Annotated in this window: 15 protein-coding genes and 3 pseudogenes; 10 read left to right on the forward strand and 8 right to left on the reverse strand. The window is 41.2% G+C overall.

Going from position 1 to position 18,393, the window contains the following annotated elements; genetic code table 11:
- The first annotated feature begins 135 nt into the window (after positions 1-135).
- The 5 genes from merR to merA all read left to right on the forward strand — a co-directional run bounded on the left by merR (position 136) and on the right by merA (position 3,333).
- Positions 136-588, forward strand: a complete 453-nt coding sequence (gene merR / locus PSBA01_RS11400) for an Hg(II)-responsive transcriptional regulator (RefSeq protein WP_008110844.1) — start codon at positions 136-138, stop codon at positions 586-588.
- Between the two features lie 187 nt (positions 589-775).
- Positions 776-1,123 (forward strand): mercuric transporter MerT family protein, encoded by a 348-nt coding sequence (locus PSBA01_RS11405; protein WP_016899520.1) that lies wholly within the window; start codon positions 776-778, stop codon positions 1,121-1,123.
- Between the two features lie 46 nt (positions 1,124-1,169).
- Positions 1,170-1,454 carry a mercury resistance system periplasmic binding protein MerP gene (merP, locus tag PSBA01_RS11410; protein WP_008110847.1) on the forward strand — a complete coding sequence of 95 codons (285 nt, stop codon included), beginning with the start codon at positions 1,170-1,172 and terminating at the stop codon, positions 1,452-1,454.
- 71 nt (positions 1,455-1,525) lie between these two features.
- On the forward strand, positions 1,526-1,873 hold the full coding sequence (gene merC, locus PSBA01_RS11415; protein ID WP_240366394.1) for an organomercurial transporter MerC: 348 nt from the start codon (positions 1,526-1,528) through the stop codon (positions 1,871-1,873).
- Between the two features lie 20 nt (positions 1,874-1,893).
- On the forward strand, positions 1,894-3,333 hold the full coding sequence (gene merA, locus PSBA01_RS11420) for a mercury(II) reductase (RefSeq protein ID WP_186474406.1): 1,440 nt from the start codon (positions 1,894-1,896) through the stop codon (positions 3,331-3,333).
- 605 nt (positions 3,334-3,938) lie between these two features.
- Here merA and lspA read toward each other — a convergent pair.
- The 5 genes and pseudogenes from lspA to PSBA01_RS11445 form a co-directional block, all read right to left on the reverse strand.
- Positions 3,939-4,646 carry a signal peptidase II gene (gene lspA, locus PSBA01_RS11425; protein WP_075107731.1) on the reverse strand — a complete coding sequence of 236 codons (708 nt, stop codon included), beginning with the start codon at positions 4,644-4,646 and terminating at the stop codon, positions 3,939-3,941.
- Positions 4,647-4,802: 156 nt separating this feature from the next.
- On the reverse strand, positions 4,803-5,453 hold the full coding sequence (locus tag PSBA01_RS11430) for an IS1595-like element ISPssp3 family transposase (RefSeq protein ID WP_186474408.1): 651 nt from the start codon (positions 5,451-5,453) through the stop codon (positions 4,803-4,805).
- Between the two features lie 202 nt (positions 5,454-5,655).
- Positions 5,656-6,399, reverse strand: coding sequence for a TorF family putative porin (locus PSBA01_RS11435; protein WP_071001644.1), 744 nt, complete (start codon positions 6,397-6,399; stop codon positions 5,656-5,658).
- A 348-nt stretch (positions 6,400-6,747) separates the two neighbouring features.
- A pseudogene (locus PSBA01_RS11440) lies at positions 6,748-6,975 on the reverse strand (threonine synthase); the annotation flags it as partial.
- 53 nt (positions 6,976-7,028) lie between these two features.
- Positions 7,029-7,679 (reverse strand): IS1595-like element ISPssp3 family transposase, encoded by a 651-nt coding sequence (locus PSBA01_RS11445; RefSeq protein WP_186474410.1) that lies wholly within the window; start codon positions 7,677-7,679, stop codon positions 7,029-7,031.
- A 67-nt stretch (positions 7,680-7,746) separates the two neighbouring features.
- Here PSBA01_RS11445 and PSBA01_RS11450 point away from each other — a divergent pair.
- Both PSBA01_RS11450 and PSBA01_RS11455 read left to right on the forward strand, forming a co-directional pair.
- Positions 7,747-7,938, forward strand: a pseudogene (locus PSBA01_RS11450) (transposase); the annotation flags it as partial.
- A gap of 113 nt (positions 7,939-8,051) precedes the next feature.
- A complete protein-coding gene (locus tag PSBA01_RS11455) occupies positions 8,052-10,220 on the forward strand; it encodes a protein-disulfide reductase DsbD domain-containing protein (RefSeq protein WP_186474412.1) in 2,169 nt (722 codons plus the stop codon).
- A 205-nt stretch (positions 10,221-10,425) separates the two neighbouring features.
- On the opposite strand, the pseudogene PSBA01_RS11460 reads toward PSBA01_RS11455, so the two are convergent.
- A pseudogene (locus PSBA01_RS11460) lies at positions 10,426-11,307 on the reverse strand (IS982 family transposase).
- Between the two features lie 172 nt (positions 11,308-11,479).
- On the opposite strand from PSBA01_RS11460, the gene PSBA01_RS11465 reads away from it, so the two are divergent.
- The 3 genes from PSBA01_RS11465 (at position 11,480) to PSBA01_RS11475 (ending at position 14,677) form a co-directional block, all read left to right on the forward strand.
- On the forward strand, positions 11,480-12,313 hold the full coding sequence (locus tag PSBA01_RS11465) for a cation transporter (RefSeq protein WP_186474414.1): 834 nt from the start codon (positions 11,480-11,482) through the stop codon (positions 12,311-12,313).
- Positions 12,314-12,934: 621 nt separating this feature from the next.
- Positions 12,935-13,789, forward strand: coding sequence for a 16S rRNA (adenine(1518)-N(6)/adenine(1519)-N(6))-dimethyltransferase RsmA (rsmA, locus tag PSBA01_RS11470; RefSeq protein ID WP_071001639.1), 855 nt, complete (start codon positions 12,935-12,937; stop codon positions 13,787-13,789).
- Between the two features lie 51 nt (positions 13,790-13,840).
- Positions 13,841-14,677: a symmetrical bis(5'-nucleosyl)-tetraphosphatase gene (locus PSBA01_RS11475; RefSeq protein ID WP_071001638.1), complete on the forward strand. Its 837-nt coding sequence runs from the start codon at positions 13,841-13,843 to the stop codon at positions 14,675-14,677.
- Between the two features lie 200 nt (positions 14,678-14,877).
- Here PSBA01_RS11475 and PSBA01_RS11480 read toward each other — a convergent pair whose 3' ends face one another.
- Both PSBA01_RS11480 and PSBA01_RS11485 read right to left on the reverse strand, forming a co-directional pair.
- Positions 14,878-15,477: a BLUF domain-containing protein gene (locus PSBA01_RS11480; RefSeq protein ID WP_167669404.1), complete on the reverse strand. Its 600-nt coding sequence runs from the start codon at positions 15,475-15,477 to the stop codon at positions 14,878-14,880.
- Between the two features lie 270 nt (positions 15,478-15,747).
- Entirely contained in the window at positions 15,748-18,195 is a 2,448-nt protein-coding gene (locus PSBA01_RS11485) for a site-specific recombinase (RefSeq protein ID WP_186474416.1), read from the reverse strand.
- Between the last annotated feature and the right edge of the window lie 198 nt (positions 18,196-18,393).

Below are 18,393 nucleotides of genomic sequence, written 5' to 3' on the forward strand. Positions count from 1 at the left end.
AATTTGGACTTTGATAATGAAAAAGGATAAACCATACATTGTTGTGGTTTAATATTGTTGTAACAACGGTAACTTTACTTATTTAATAGAAGAAAAAACAAAATCAATTAGCGATGTTTAAACTGGTATTCATTGATGGTCACTTTAATTAGATATAAAGTAAGTAAACAAAAAGTCAGTAAGGTAATTGATAACGTGTCTAAACGAACCATAAGTATGTTGGCTAAAGAACTGAGTGTAAATGTCGAAACAATTCGCTTTTATGAACGCAAAGGCTTAATTAAACAACCACCAAAGCCTATGCAGGGCTATAGACATTACCCGAAAGAAACGGTAAATAGAATACATTTTATCAAGCGTTCTCAAGAATTAGGTTTTACGCTAAATGAGATTGAAGGGTTACTTGCGTTAAACGATAGTCCATGTAGTAAAGTACAAGAATTAGCTAATAAAAAACTGATCGCAGTACAAAAAAAGATGGCTGACTTGTTGTTGTTAGAACACGCTTTGGAAGAACATTTAGGACAATGCCAAAATAATGATGACGATAGCCACTGCCCAATAATTGATTCGTTGCAACCGAAGTAAATGATTCACTTAACTACCATTTCCCACTAAAACAGCATATCCAATTTTACTTCTGCGCCTTAATTCAAGTTAGCTTATTCCCCGTATCTGTCGTAGCAGATTATCAAAGATAAATTTTTTATAAATCACCCTTGACTCCGTACTTAGGTACATGCAATACACTTGCATTATCTAATGAGGTATCTATATGAATCAAAAAGAATCAAACCTTCCAATGATAGGAGGCATCATAGCAGCATTAGGCGCAGGCGTATGCTGTGTAGGTCCTTTGCTCCTGTTATTACTTGGGGTAAGTGGCTCATGGATTGGTAATTTAACTGCATTTGAACCCTATAGGCCATTATTTATCGCATTTGTAGTGTTGTTGTTTGGTTACTCAGGTTGGAAAATTTACCGTCCTGTAGAAGAGTGTGAGCCGGGAACGGCCTGTGCAATTCCTAAGAAACAGCAACAACGAAAAGTCATTTTCTGGCTGAGCGCTATAGTTGCGACAATTTTAGTGACCAGTAATTATTGGATACTTTTGTTTGCTTAATATACAGATCAAGAAATTTATAACATTTTAAAATTTGGAGCTAATTATGAAAAAATTATTATTAACCGCACTGCTTTCACTTTCTAGTTTTGGTGCTTTTGCTGAAGTAAAAACAGTTACACTGGAAGTGCCAACGATGAACTGTGCGACATGTCCAATCACAGTTAAAAAGTCATTAGAAAATGTTGATGGCGTTGAAAATGCGAAAGTTACCTACAAGCCTAAGCTAGCTGTTGTTTCTTTTGATGACACTAAAACCAACATCAATGCATTAATTGCAGCGACTACCAACGCTGGCTACCCTTCAAATTTAAAAAGTGAAAATAAGTAATATTTAGCCCCTTAGAACTAGTTACGCGTATCGGAGATAAAGCAGGCTCTATAGGTGCACTTGTTTCGGCAATGGGATGCGCCATGTGTTTTCCCGCGATAGCTAGTCTTGGTGCGGCAATTGGGATGGGATTTCTTAGTCAGTGGGAAGGGGTATTTATCAATACGTTGTTACCACTGTTTGCAGTATTAGCGCTGGTAATGAATATCTTAGGCTGGTTTAGCCATCGTCAATGGCACCGTAGTTTTATCGGTTCAATTGGCCCCATTTTGGTTTTACTCTCTTTATACCCTTGGTTCCAGTACGGGTGGAGTTCATACGTTACTTATACGGGGCTAGGACTAATGGTTGCTGTATCAATTTGGGACATGGTTTCTCCTGCGAATAAACGCTGTGATGATGAAACTTGTACCGCTTAACTTTTTAAGAGGAATAAAATATGTCAACGAATAGTTGTTGCTCGCCAAATGACATCCAGCCAGAACAATTACATGTAGCCATTATTGGTAGTGGTTCAGGGGCCTTTGCCAGTGCGATTAAAGCAGCAGAAGGCGGAGCAAGAGTTACTATCATTGAAGGAGCCGATGTAATCGGAGGTTGCTGTGTAAATGTCGGCTGTGTTCCTTCAAAAATATTGATCCGTGCTGCGCAATTAGCGCATCAGCAACGTACTAACCCGTTTGATGGTTTAGAAAATATTCAGCCACAACTTAGCCGCTCCTTATTAGCACATCAGCAAAACGCTCGCGTCGAAGAACTACGCGATGCTAAATATCAACGTATTTTAGAGAGTAATCCCGCGCTATCTTTACTTAAAGGTTATGCACGTTTTAAAAATCAAAATACCTTGCTAGTTCACAAGTCTGATGGTAGTGAAGAAGAGCTGGTTGCAGATCGCATTTTAATTGCAACAGGCTCTACACCAAGCATTCCGCCAATTAAGGGTTTAGTTGATACACCTTATTGGACATCAACAGAAGCCTTATTTGCAGAAGAGTTACCGAGTAGTCTAGTTGTCATCGGCTCCTCCGTTGTTGCTCTGGAAATTGCGCAAGCTTATGCCCGTTTAGGTAGCCGTGTGACAATTCTAGCCAGACATACCCTTTTATATGCTGAAGATCCGTTATTAGGTGAAAAACTGGCAGAGTGCTTTGAAAAAGAAGGTATTAGGGTACTTAATAATACGCAAGCAAGTCATGTTTCTTATGATAGCAATGGTTTTTCATTGGAAACTAACGAAGGAACATTAATCGCTGAAAAATTGCTTATCTCTACGGGTCGCCATGCAAATACTGGAAAGCTTGGTTTAGAAAATGTTGGTGTTGAAACAGATAAAAGTGGTGCCATTGTTGTTAATAGTATGATGGAAACATCAACAGCTAACATTTATGCCGCTGGAGATTGCTCCAATATGCCACAATTTGTTTATGTTGCTGCTGCTGCCGGAAGTAGGGCTGGAATTAATATGACAGGTGGAAATGCGCAACTCGACTTATCTACCATGCCTGCTGTTATATTCACCGACCCACAAGTTGCTACGGTAGGTCTAACCGAAGTACAAGCTTCAGTGGTAGGAATAAATACGATAAGTCGTGTACTTGATATGGAAAACGTACCAAGAGCTTTAGCAAATTTTGAAACGGATGGTTTTATCAAGTTGGTAGCTGAAGAATCCACGGGAAAACTGATAGGCGCACAAATTTTAGCCCATGAAGGCGGAGAACTGATTCAAAGTGCGGCTCTTGCTATTCATAATAAAATGACAGTCGAAGAATTGGCAGGTCAACTATTTCCGTATTTGACGATGGTTGAAGGATTGAAGTTATGCGCTCAAACCTTTAGCAAAGACGTTAAAGAGCTATCTTGCTGCGCAGGGTAATCATTTAACGGTAATGTACTTACAGAAATGTTAATGGAGTGCCATTAATAGCTGTTATTTCAAATAATTTTCTAGCGGTTTTTTCTCAAAATCTTCAGGATACATAGTAATAAAATTCTTCATTTCATTTCTGAATGTGTCTGTATCCCGCTTACCCTCGCCTGACAAACGATGGTAATTATTATAGTCCGCTTCAAATTTCTTTGAGCGCACGATAGGAGGCTGCGCAAAATTCATCCCAGTAGTGCTATGACATTTTTAGAGTGTATCGACTATATAAGGGTAAGACTTTTTAACGCTGTCTCTTGTTTTTTTTCTAAGGCTGTGAATTTTTTCAATAGTTGGCTGAGTCTGTGACACTGTATTTTCCTTTTGTTATTATCAATAAAGAATTTATGGATTATTCAATTTCTCTATAATAATGGCTCTACGCAGAGCTTTTAAGTATTGAGTTTTAAGACCTAAAATGAGTGAGTACCTATACCAGTCATACATTACCTTCCAGTTCACATTTTATAAACATACTCAAGTATAAAAAGTATTTTTCCGTATAGAGTGAATACGACGCTAGTTCATTTTGTTTGTGATAATCGGCATCAATGTGCTTATTTATTACGCTTACTTTCTAAAAATATCATGTCAATTATAATCAATGCGACACCGACACAGACACCTATATCTGCAACATTGAAAAGAGGATAATTCCAGACATCAGCATAATGCACATGGATAAAGTCAACCACTTTACCAATTCTTAAACGATCGATTAAGTTGCCAATCGCACCACCAAGCATTAAGGCCAACCCCATAGATAATAGCTTGGCTGCACGTGGCGCTTTGATTAAATAAACCGTTAAAAAGATAGCCATTACAAAAGCTAAGCCTGAGAAAAACCATTTCTGCCAACCGCCAGCGTTGGCTAAAAAGCTAAATGCTGCCCCATAGTTATAAGCGAGTGTCCAGTTGAGAAATGGTTCAATGACCGGTACGGGGTCATTGAACGCTAATGTGGTTTGGGCCAACCACTTAGTCCATTGATCAAGTATTAATACCATTATCGCCAACAAATACCAGATAAAAGCGCGACTGCCATTGGCAACCATTTTTGGCATTTTGTCCAACTTATCTTTAGGTGTTATTGAGTTGCCTGAAGTCACGTACATAGCTTTAGGCGTATGATTTATGGTTTTAGAGTCAATCGATTGATGAGTACTACTCACAGCTATAGGTACCTTCTTGTCAGCAATATTAGTACTAGCCGATTCAACGCTATTCAATTTAGTACTATCTAATCTGTCGGTAGATTCAGTCATAGTTGTTTCCTTTATCTATGTTTATACAATGAACAATGTTAAACGTATATGTTTTTGGTATACGATTATTAATCGCGCCACTTTCATAAACGGCTCCACTTACCGCTCTGGTATTATGAAACTTACGGTAATAATTTTTGGGGCTGTCCTAGATAACTAGTTCAAACCCTGTTTAACCCATTGTTTTAATTGTAGTAATTGCGACTTTGGGTCACTGTGATTAAAACGCCACTCACATTCCTTTAAATAGAAGTGAAAATGCTCTTTTGGAACTCCGTTAAACTTACGTAGATGCCGTTTAGCTTGGTTCCAAAAGTTCTCTATACCATTAATGTGATTCTTATCATTAACAAAGGTTTTGGAGTGGTTAATACGATAATGAGTAAACTCACTGACATCTAATGCGTTATAGCTTTTAAATGAGTCAGTATAAACAATGCTATCAGGCTTCACTTTTTCTCTTATAATGGGGATCAAAGTATCTGCTTTAGCATTGGGTATAATACAAGCGTAGACCTTGCCATTACGCTTTAATAGACCAAACACGGGCACTTTGCTACCAGCACCTCGCCCTCGCTTGCCTTTACGAGTGCCACCAAAGTATGATTCGTCTACTTCGATTTCGCCTTCAAATAGACCAGGGTCTTGACTATTCTCGTAAATAAGCAGTCTTAGCCTATGAAAGTAATAACTGGCTGTGGTTTTATTAACACCAACTAAGCTTGCTGCTGTTCTCGCGGTAGAACCGGCAACAAATAACTCGATGAGTCTGCTTTGTTTATACCAACTTAGTTTACTCTTTCTCATAGTGCTATCCTAAATAATTTTACTCATCTAGGACAGCCCCTTCTTTTTAATCTATTCAAACAATCTTTATTCGATATAAATATTAAGCATTTAACATGCCAAGACGTATTTAGAACCAATTCTCCATAAAAAAATCCTGCCTTGAAGTAAGACAGGATTTTTTTATCGCAAGGCTAATTTTCTAGCCTATGCTATTTACAACTTAGAATGCTTTAGTAATTGTAAATACAGCACCAGTCTCTACACCACGTTTGTACGGGTTGGTGTCGGCGTCAATATTTGTGCCGACAGCAGCAAGCTCAGCTGACAGGTCTTCAACAGAAGCAAAGCTGTAAGTCACACCAACTTTCCAGTCGATGTAGTTATCATCGCCACTAGCGTTATCACTGAAATCATAATCGTCAGCAGTGGTATAACCTAAGCTTGCTACACCACCGAAAGATGCGCTCAATGGCATGCTATAAGTCAGGTTTAAATACCATGCATCAGTATCTAAGCCAAAAAAATCATTAGTGAAATTCACGCTTGCAAGCAAACTGTCACCAACAGTGATGGTGTCTGCAAAACCTAGACGTGCATACAGCTCAAGCCAATTCAAATCAGAAGCACTTGGATAGCCGTAGTACCATAAACCGACATCTAAAACTGGTTTAGACGCCAAAGAGCCAAGTTCAGTGCTATAACCTACATATGGATCGAGCTCTAATGAGCTACCAAAGCCGACATTCGAGCCCCAGACACCTGCGTATAAGCCAGAGCTATGGGTTAATCCATAACCAACTTGAACGGCAGGGTCGCTTTCAGTTTGTGTCATACCACGATAGCGGTAATCTGAAGTCATTGCTGCAGTACCAGAGAATGATACATCGCTTTCAGCTGCCATAGTCAAGCCACTTGCACAAGTGAGTAAAGATGCAGCCACTAATGTAGAAAGTTTAAAGTTCATGTTGGTATTCCCCCAAGCTGTTTATTACAAATGTTCAAATCGAAATGATTTGACTCTGAACTTGTTATTGAAATAGCAAAGGGCGTGCCAACTTTATTAAGTTACTGTTTTATCTTATTTCTTTGCAATAAAACTGCAATAACTTACAAAACCAACTTTGAAGCATTATTGTATTGCACAAATATTGGGCGATTTATTGATTTTGCACCAAAACAAATCAAACTGTATCAAATTGTTTGTAAATAGGAATTATTCTTATACAGTTTATATTCTGCACGATGCAATAAAAAAAACCAACCGCAGTTGGTTGGCTTTTTAAGTATTTTCTTCTGAGCAAAGCATGAAAAATTATTTTTCCATATTTGATAGGATTGATGTTCTGACATCATCCAATGTGGCATTGATGGTGAGCATCACGGCATCGGCACATTGTTTGATCGCAGTGTCAGGATCTTTTAGACCATTACCCGTCACTGTGCAAACGATCACCGAACCTTCAGCGATTTTACCTGCTTTAATATCACGGATTGCACCGCCGATTGAAGCCGCCGATGCAGGCTCAACGAATACGCCTTTTACTTCTAATACTCTTGGATTAGGTTTGGTCATTTTGGGGCTGTCCTAGATAACTAGCTCAAACCCTGTTTAACCCATTGTTTTAATTGTAGTAATTGCGACTTTGGGTCACTGTGATTAAAACGCCACTCACATTCCTTTAAATAGAGGTGAAAATGCTCTTTTGGGACCCCGTTAAACTTACGTAGATGCCGTTTAGCTTGGTTCCAGAAGTTCTCTATACCGTTAATATGATTCTTGTCATTAACAAAGGTTTTAGAGTGGTTGATACGATAATGAGTAAACTCACTGACATCTAATGCGTTATAGCTTTTAAATGAGTCAGTATAAACAATGCTATCAGGCTTCACTTTTTCTCTTATGATGGGGATCAAAGTATCTGCTTTAGCATTGGGTATAATACAAGCGTAAACCTTGCCATTACGCTTTAGTAGACCAAACACGGGCACTTTGCTACCAGCACCTCGCCCTCGCTTGCCTTTACGAGTGCCATCAAAGTATGATTCGTCTACTTCGATTTCGCCCTCAAATAGACCAGGGTCTTGACTATTCTCGTAAATAAGCAGTCTTAGCCTATGAAAGTAATAACTGGCTGTGGTTTTATTAACACCGACTAGGCTTGCTGCTGTTCTGGCGGTAGAACCGGCAACAAATAACTCGATGAGTCTGTTTTGTTTATACCAACTTAGTTTACTCTTTCTCATAGTGCTATCCTAAATAATTTTACTTATCTAGGACAGCCCCTTACTTGAGCCTATGGATGAGGTACTACTCAATCATCGCTCTTTGGTTGAAACGGTGTTTGGGGAGCTTAAAAACTTGTGCCAAATCGAACACTCACGCCATCGTAGTGTCACGGGGTTTATCACAAACTTGCTGTCAGGTTTAATTGCTTATTGCTGGTTTCCCTATAAACCCACCATCAAAAATATGCCTCAGCAGGGACAGGTAGCAACATTGTAAATAGTATCAATGAGTTATAATGTGGCTTATCCCGAACTGGGGTTGTAAATAGACAAGTCCATACAGACAGTGAATTGGTCAATTCGAATATTGGAAATAATAGGTAGCCCTTCATGTCCCTTAAGAGCGCAGAAAAGTCTCCGTCATTAACGCAAAATAAATCGTCGAAAAAATCTTATCTGTTGGCGTTCGCTTTCAGCGCGGGTTCATTATTGACAGGGCTAGCAGCGACTGGGCTGACGGCCGTGCCAGTGGCATCGCAAGCGGCAGGATTGGGTGATTTATTTGGTAATAAAAGTGCTGCCCAACCGAAATTTTTGCCTGTTGATGAAGCGTTTCAAGTTAGCAGTAGCAGCAAACCGACCAATAATGGCACGCGCTTATCGATTAACTTTGACATTACGCCTGAGCACTATGTTTATAAAGACCAAATTAAGCTAACGCTGCCTGCAGGCGTGAGCGCCGCACCTTTTACCTTTAGCCAAAAGCCTATCTCCATAGATGATCCGACCTTTGGTCAAGTATTGGTCTTTGACCAAGCCAATATGGTTGCTACTACCATTTTGAGTAGTAGTAATGGCAAGGCGATAAATAATGCCGCCGTGACAATAGGTTGGCAAGGCTGTGCCAAAGCGGGTCTATGCTATCCACCGGAGAAAATAAAAACCACAGTCAATATCGCTGCTGCTTCACAATCGGCAGCCAATAGTTCAAGTAGTACTGCTACAGTTTCTGCGAGCAATAACAGCAATGTAGAAACTGCGCAAGCCTCTACAGATGGGACAGTTACCAATAGTCTTGCTACAGAGCAAACTACGCCAGATGACGAGGTGATTGATTATGCATTGTTAGATGACGAAGCGTTAGATGCAGAGCTTGGTGCAATCAATACCATCTCTGGAGCCGATGAAGAAGTGGTAGGCGATAATGTCACAAGTGAAGCAGCGAACAATGACGCTGTCATAAATAATGCTGCTGCAACAAACAATACCGTTGTCGTTGATAACGCCATTAATAGTGACCCTTTTGGCTTAGCTTCGCATCCGTGGTTGGCATTGGTGTTATTGTTCTTGGCAGGGTTGGTCTTGGCATTGACGCCATGCGTGTTACCGATGCTACCGATTGTTGCCAATATCGTCGCGCGTGAAGACAATCCAACGGTAAAACGCGGTGTTATTTTAACGACCAGCTACGCTATTGGTGTTGCCATCGCTTATGGTATTTTAGGCGCGGTCATTGCGGTATTTGGCGAATCGTTAGGCATTATCGGTTGGCTACAAAATCCGATTATTTTAATTGGGTTTGCCATCGTTTTTGTCTTATTAGCCCTTTATATGTTGGGCGTATTTAGCATTCGTCTGCCGAGATTTATCAGTAGTAAAATGCAGGGTCTAAGCCAAGCGGGGGATAGCAAGCTTGGTAGTACGGGCGGCAGTTTAATTGCGGGATTCTTATCGGCGCTCGTGGTATCGCCTTGTGTTTCGGCACCCTTATTTGGGGCGCTGCTTGCTGTATCAACGATTGGAAGTCCATTACTTGGCTTTGCGGCTTTATTTATGCTCGGTTTTGGTTTATCAGCGCCGCTTATTTTAATCGGCGCGACCCAAGGTAAAATCATGCCAAAAGCGGGTGAGTGGATGAACTGGGTCAAGCAGGGCTTTGCTTTGTTGCTTTTTGCCGTGGCATTGTTATTAATTGAACGCGTCTTTATCTCGCCTGTGATGCTGATGGTTTGGGCGCTGTGGTTTATGGTCGTGGCGATGTGGGCGTGGAGCTGGCTAGGCAAAGGTCGGATGCTGACCCAAGCGCTAGGCTTAATCGCTGGTATTTGGGCGACGTGTTTAATCGTCGGCGCCGCATTGGGCAATGACGACAGCTTGCATCCGCTTGCCTCCCTAACTGCGGTTCCGGTGCTGCAGACAACTGCTGGTCAACCAGCCACCAGTAATGCAACCGATAAGACGGTCACGACGCTGGCTGAGTTAGATGCCATTGTCGCCGCCAATCCTAAAGTGCTGGTCGATGTCACCGCCGAATGGTGTATTGCATGCCGGATTATGGAGAAAAACTTATTTCATAATCGCCCTGCGCAAATGCAAGATTGGCAATTGGTCAGACTTGATATCACGGAGACAACAGCGGATTCAAAAGCAATCTTAGCGCGTTATAAACTATTTGGTCCGCCAGCATTGCTGTATTATCAAGACGGGCAATTGGTCAATCAGCAAGTGGGTGAAATCGGGCGCGCAGCGTTTGAGCAAACCTTAACCGCGCTAAATTAATCGTTTAAATGTAGATAAATTCCACATCATTTCTACCCATTAAAAAGCCAACGTCCTTTGATAATAGGACGTTGGCTTTTTCAATCTTACTAAATAGCCTTTTTAATATAGACGCTAAATCCTTGGTTTAACGTTATTTATTACTATTCATTTAACTACTTAACCCCAGTTCGGGATAAGCCACATTGTAACTCATTGATACTATTTACAATGTTGCTACCTGTCCCTGCTGAGGCATATTTTTGATGGTGGGTTTATAGGGAAACCAGCAATAAGCAATTAAACCTGACAGCAAGTTTGTGATAAACCCCGTGACACTACGATGGCGTGAGTGTTCGATTTGGCACAAGTTTTTAAGCTCTCCAAACACCGTTTCAACCAAAGAGCGATGATTGAGTAGTGCCTCATCCATAGGCTCAAGTAATTGGGGTTTCATATTACGCCGAAGTTTGGTTATCAACGTGGTATCATTGTGTTTTGTGAGCCACTCGTTTAGGGCTTTACTGATATAGCCTCTATCCCCAAACACCTTGCCAAACACAGGCGTTGCCATATCCTTAACAGGCACTCTGTCATCCGTATTACCCGCAGTGACTTTAACAGATACAAGCTCGCCCTTATGATTGATAATGGCGTGTAGCTTAAAGCCATAGAACCAGCCCATGCTGCTTTTGCCTCGGGTTGCAAGTCCCTTAAAGACTTTATGACGGTAGATACGCTTGTTATGACAAACTGCTATCTTGGTTGAATCAATATAGCTGATACCCGTACAGTCGCCCATCATGCTTTGCAAGTAGCTGCACAGTGGCATGATACTGCGCGGCACAAGCTCTATAAATCGCGAGTAGCTCGGCAGATTTGGAAACGCCCGTTTCATCATGCCAAGCATATGGTGGTAGTAAAAAGACTTAAACTGTCGATACCGCAGTTGATGAAACAGTACCAAGATGGTCATCATTTCTGCTACACTTATCTGGCATGCTCTTAACCTTTGGTGTCCCGTTGCGATTAAATGAGCGTCAAACTCAGGTTTGAATTGCTAATAAAAGTCGTCAATATGGCAGTAGAGTTCGGTTAGGTTGTCCATGTAAGAAGTCCTTGTTGTGAAGTTTGTCTTGGTAAACTCACTTTAGCAACTTCGGACTTCTTTTTTTATCTTTTTTTTGAGCGCTTATCCCGAACTGGGGTTATTTATCAATTTCTCAGCCTGTTTTTTTTCAGCCTACTTTTTGAACCACCACCCGGATATAAATGTAACTATGAATAAAACAACTTTTAAAATATCGAAGATGGACTGCCCTTCGGAGGAAAACCTAATCCGAATGAAATTAGAGGGCCACTCGAATATTGAACATCTTGAGTTCGACATTCCTAACCGTCAATTAACTGTGTTTCATCATGACAATATAGAAGGGATAGAGACTGCTATTCATGACCTAAAATTAGGAGACACCCTACTCTCGACCGAAACCATTGACCCCTCTGATCCCAACAATAATTTTAAAATTGATGCTGACTCTAGTCACAAAAAAGATGCTGAGCAAAGAAAGCTACTATGGATAGTGCTGGTCATTAACTTTGCTTTCTTTATTATTGAAATGAGCACGGGACTGATTTCTCGTTCGATGGGGTTGGTCGCCGACAGCTTAGATATGTTAGCAGATAGCTTCGTGTACGGAATTAGCTTATTTGCGGTCGGTGGAACGGTCATTAAGAAAAAACGGATTGCTAGAATTGCCGGATATTTTCAAATTACGCTAGCGATTCTTGGTTTTTTAGAAGTACTAAGACGTTTCTTTGGCAATGAGCAGTTACCTGACTTTTCTACCATGATAGTCATATCGATTCTTGCGCTAATTGCAAACTCGATTTGCCTCTATTTACTACAAAAATCGAAAAGCAAAGAAGAAGAAGCCCATATGCAAGCCAGTATGATTTTCACTTCAAACGATGTGATTATCAATTTAGGGGTAATTGTTGCAGGGATTTTGGTTAATTGGTTACACTCTAGTACGCCTGATTTGATTATTGGTAGCATCGTATTTGCTGTAGTTATTCAGGGCGCCTTTAGAATATTGAAGTTGAGTAAGTAGCCAAGCCTAATAACTGAAGCAAATAGCTCAAGTAAGTAGCTTAATTAAACCGCTAAGTGTAAAGTAACTGGGTTTGAAGCAAATAAACATCATAAGGATATGAGACCTCAAGCAATGATTGAACAAACTTTAAATCTAGTCACCACCAAAGACCATCAGCAAGTTGCCGTTTGGCGAATAATAGATGATGAAGTCTTTGATAAGAATCTGGGAGACCTTCCTAAATTTTGTGTAAGTATTTAATCTAAACGTCAGTTACACAGAATCTGGGATGGTCTCTTCAAGTCCTCACTAGCGCACCGATCATAGATAGAATATCTATGGTAAGTACATCATGAAGTACACTGTGGCTATCTCAGCAAGTTGAAACCTTAATACCATTAGCTCACAGCCAAGAGTTCAAGTCCTCATTAGGGTACCATCCTTATTCCCATTATGGGTCTTATGCTAGATGGTTCGAGAACAAAAAAGTGCCATGTCGGTTGTGATACATTTTAGATGACTTATAGATAAACTACCTCAAAAACACAGCCTAATTATGAGCTGTGTTATAATTTGCCATTATAACACCAGCACATTGCTATCATCTCTCATTTATCTTTTATCCATTAAGACTCTCTTATGTCCAACTCTACATTTGATGCTCAAGCCATTTCTAACAGTTTACGTACAGCCAAGCACCAACCGCGTAAGCGCTTTGGTCAAAACTTCTTGCATGATACCAGCGTCATTCGCGAAATCGTGGAAAGCATTCGTCTCGAGCGCGATGACAATTTGATTGAGATTGGGCCTGGTATGGGCGCATTGACCGAGCCTTTATTGGCAGAAGTAGATGCGATGACAGTCGTAGAGTTGGATCGCGATTTGGCAGACAGCTTGCGCATTCGTATTGGTGCCAATAGCCATCCAAATTTTACGATTATTAAAGATAACGCCATGCATGTGGACTATCGTGAGCTTTACAGCGAGGAGCGCGGTAAGCTACGTGTCGTCGGGAACTTACCATATAACATCTCAACGCCTATTTTGTTTCATTTGCTTGAGTTTGCTGATGTCATTCAAGACATGCACTTTATGCTACAAAAAGAAGTGGTTGAGCGCATCACAGCCGACGTTGGTAGCAAAACTTACGGTCGTCTGTCTGTGATTATGCAGTATTACTGTGATACAGATTATTTGCTGACTGTGCCTCGCGGCGCTTTTAATCCACCGCCCAAAGTCACCAGTGCCGTTTTTCGCCTAACGCCGCATATTGACAAACCGATAGTAGCAGAGGATGAAGAGTATTTTGCCATTGTGGTACGTGAGACCTTTAACCATCGTCGCAAGACGCTTCGCGCTATCTTCAAAAAATCAACCTTGCTGCCGACGCTGAGTGAGGATGATTTTGCCGCTTGCGGTATCGACCCACAGGCACGTCCTGAGACGTTGAGCGTTACAGATTTTGTCAATCTAAGCAATCAGGCTCGTCAATAGACGTTTAATGTAAATAATGACCAATTATTATATAAAAATCATAGAGGGATTATGAGTTTTCGCCATCAATATGTCATTGGTGACCTACAAGGTTGCCACGCGGCTTATCTACAATTACTAAAGACATTAGATTTTGATCCTAATCAAGACAAGTTATGGTTCGCCGGTGATTTGGTAGCGCGTGGTGAGGACTCATTAAATACCTTACGCGACGTCAAAGCGTTGTGTGAGCAGGGCGCTGCAGCAACGGTATTAGGCAATCATGATATCAATTTAATTGCAGTCTGGCGCGGCGCTGCAAAACTCAAGAGCAAAGACAAAACTGCGCCAATTTTTGCAGCGGATGACTGTGATGAATTGCTTGAGTGGTTACGCAGGCAGCCGATATTGGCGTATCCAGATGAGCATACGGTGTTGGTACATGCAGGGATTCCACCACATTGGAGTATTGAGGCAGCAGCAACATATGCAAAAGAGCTAGAATCGCAGCTGCAAGGGAGCTTAGAGCAGCTTGATGAACTACTGCCAAATCTCTATAGTAAAAAAGCCGATAAATGGCATTCAGGTATTGAAGGCTTTACCAGAATGCGAGCAATTGCCAATTACTTTACTCGTATGCGCCTGTGTCAGCAGGATGGTTTGCTTGAGTTTGATTTTAATGCTGGGCTAGATGAGCCTATGCCAACCGATTTTTTACCATGGTTTGAGTGGCAAGTACCGCGCACGCGTAAGATACTATTTGGTCATTGGGCCGCGCTACAAGGCGAGATTGATTTACCACATGCGCGTGCACTCGATGGTGGGTGTGTATGGGGCAACTGTCTGTTGGCGTATCGTCTCAGCGACGGCAAGGTAATAGCCTCAAGTGCACAGTGCCCGAGTTCATAACGTAGGCTACAAATACCCGGACTACAAATACCTTAGTATAAAAGCCTAAATAATCTTTTTAAATAGGTCCACAAATGCCGTCTGTTTCAAGTGGGCTATTGATCAATTAACAGCCCTGTTTTAATGGTTCAACTGAGATATACTGAGATGATTAACATTGAGTTATGCTCAAATGATTAATAAGGTGTCTAACTGAGTCATTAAGGAATAACGTCGTACCTGAATAATAGGACAGCGGCGGTTGACGCGACCAGTAGCCCAAGAAATATAAATAATAAGATATTATCTTGAGTTAACTTTTCTTCAAGCTCAGAGTAACCTAAGTCATCAAAGGTGATGTAGTTTGTGTCATGACTGATGTTAGAGTAGTCGAACTTCCTCACACATTCAATAAAGTATTCAATAAACCAGTATGGCCAGTGTTCTGGTTTGAATGGTGAGATCTCTCCTAACTGCGCATGATCAGACAGTCTATGCCAATTGCTGGCGCTTAAGTTAAGACTGTGCATACGCCAATCTTCAAAGCGGCATTGACTGACCTGCTCAACAGCAACGACGTCTACTTTTTTATGGTTCCTATCTTTAAATATTCTTTGCATAAGAGAAAATACAACGTCTTTTGCGCCTTCTAAGCATTGAAGGAAGCTTTTTTCATCATTGCATAGAAAACCTGCAATTTTATTATTTTTATTGTAGACATGCGAGTGTCTTTGGATATGCTCAAATACAGATCTATCGGTGGTATTAACTCTACTAACATAGATGAGTCTTACAAGGGAGGTTGATGCAACGTCCTTCATAGATTCTTCCAGTTTGCTATGACTGGCTATATTCATTCTTGTCCTCGTTTAGTAATCTATCCCAATATCTTATTGAGCCCGCTCCTCATTATTTTAGATGATTTTTGAATCCTAAGTTTGTTGAGCTGTGCGAGAGTTTTGCTTCTACGCCCATATTTTCAAGATTAAGGGGTAAAAGCTTTAGCTAAGTTGTGTGAGTGCTTCAGGCCTTGTACCAAATAGTTTTAATCTCAATAATTCACCAAGCATAAAGCCGTCCAAGCGAGCCTTTTAATCAGGCAGCTTTGGCGGCTTTTTAGGTTTTGGCAAAGGTGTTTTGGCATCGCCAGTAGACTTGCCATCAGCATCCGCATGATTTGACTTGTGACCAACAGTATCCTCATTATCGATGGTATTGAGCGTCTTGGTGACTTTGTCATATTGGATATCGTCGGTATAAGGCGTGCTATTTAGCTCTTCATCTGCCAGACCATCATCAAGATTGACAACCTTCTTAGGAGAGTTGTGAGGTTGGGTGTGATCGCCTTGTGGTTGACTGTCATAGTATATGTCTGTACTCGCTTCCGCGTTTTTTGCTACTGCTTGCTTAGACTCGGGTAATATTTTGACATCAGACAATCGGCGTACCACATAATTGCTTGGTATGGCTTTTCCATTTTTTTGTGCTGAAGTGTCATCAAATATCATGTGACCTTGACTATCGATGCGTGCATATTTCATTGGCTTGTCGCGTGGCCAGAAAAAGTCAGAAGGATGGCTAATGATATGTCCAAACACTAGCTTTGTGAGACGACTCCATTCAAAGAAACGCACTTCTTTTGAACGTAAAGCAACGAATAACGCCAGCGAAAAACTGACTATCAAGTTGACCATACCAATAAGCGCCACACCCAATATAGAAATCAGAATGAGGCTCCAGCTGATGTCATCAGCAGATATATTGAACAATCCGTGTGCCAAGTTCGCTGATGCAAAAGCAATGTGGCGAATATCAATTGGTAAGCCGAATATGTAGCCGATGGTTGCTGTACTACCTAAGAAAACCCCGAATAAAAAGTTACCCATGATAGCGCCCAAGTTCGCTTCTATAAAGCCGCCTAAGCGTTTAAGCCATGATACAGGCAGTATATATTGTAGTAGTTTATGACGTTGAATACGCGCACCTACTTTGTTATAGACCGCTAAATTGTCGTAATAACCCGCGATCAAACCCGCTAAGAACAAATATACGCCAGCGATAGCCGCATGAGGAAGCGCTAATGAATGAAATGGATCCAAGTCATGGAGTAGATGACCTGCTTTTTCGGTACCAATCATCGGTGCGCCTGTGTACTGTAACCAAGCAAAAGAGATGATAAGTGCAACGGGTATCGCTAACATAACGTTGCCCATGATAGCGATGAACTGAGTACGTAAAATATCAACAACCAACTCTGATAGCTTATTTAACTGATGAGACTTCTTGCCAGAGCCTTCAGATATAGTAGAAGCAATAGCGGCAGCGGTCATGGCTGGCTGCTTGGTAGCGACCGTTCCGCGAATCACGTGAATGAAAACAAAGCCTAAGCCATAAATCATACTGTTAATAAATGCTCGACCCATCGGTGCGAGCGCCAATTGGTAAGCCAGTATTTTTATGGTGGCCATAAAGGCAATGACAAAACCGCCAATAGAGGCCTTTTTGAGCATCTTTTGATAGCCAGCCTTATCGGTGCTGATATAGTGTTCACCCACGCGACTGGCATTTTCAGTGACTTTACGTGACAGCAGTTTTGTGTTGTTATCAATCAAATGGCCAATGCTATAGCGGCGATTGGTAGTGGTGATCAGGGTCTGGATCAACTCAATGACGGCGCGATCTCTTCTTTGATTGTCGTCTGTGACAAGTTCTATCAAGATACGCATGCGCTGCAAGCTTTGATCTAAGCGCAGCATCATATTGGTCAAACGAATAGAAATACCTGTTTTGTAGATCCGTTTGCGAATGGTGGCAACAATGTCTTCGCATTGCTCAATCATAACCAGCAATGGCGCTGGATCAACGGCTTGCTCTGGGGTAATGTCGGTTAAGGTGTCAAGCTCGTGCGCTTGTCTATATTGATTAACAAAGAGCACCGCTTCTTGGTTTTGAGCAACAAAAGAAGCAGAGTAGTTGAGCATCTGCGGATAAGCGTCCATCAAATCAGGATGTAAGCCAAGACCGCTGATGCGATAAGACAAAATAATAATCGCATTCAAAATACTGTTCTTTGCTGTAGCAACCAAGTCTAGGTGTTTTTCTTCCACCCTCAGAAGCTGCACGAGTTCGTCCCATTTCTGAGTCTCGATATTGGCAAGCCAGCGCTCATCAGTACGCTTATCAAACAAGTAACCAACCAGTTCAACGACGGAGTCATCTTGAGGGAGTATCGGCAAAAACCGATGTCCGACCAATCGTCTTAAGCTATTAAAGAATCCTTGATCCGACATAATACCTGTATCGGTATATAGCGTGATTTGACGATACTGGATAATCAATTTTAGGACAAAACTAGAGAGTCCGTCGCCGTATTCTGGATGTTGATGGAGAATATCAATAAGGGCTTGAATGTTTTGGTTGGCTAAAGCAGGTTCTTTGTCACTGACTCGTAGTTCCTCGATCAAGCGTTTGAGCACCGCAGGATCGGGCACATCACTTAGGGCTGTAATCTGTTGTAATATGCGTTTTAATTCTGACACGTCGCACCCTTTATTGTGGTTGTTTCAATCGTTTTTATTATTTAACACTGTGCATGATATTGTTAGGAATCATGGCTTTTTATGGCACTTAAGTGACACCTTATCTTGCGCTATTTTAATCGTAACCAAGCATCGATAGTGAATTATTTTGTTAGCAGTTATTTTGCCAAAAAAAAGGACAGTCATTGAACTGTCCTT

It is taken from the genome of Psychrobacter sp. KCTC 72983 (assembly GCF_014280455.1).
Lineage (GTDB): Bacteria > Pseudomonadota > Gammaproteobacteria > Pseudomonadales > Moraxellaceae > Psychrobacter > Psychrobacter pacificensis.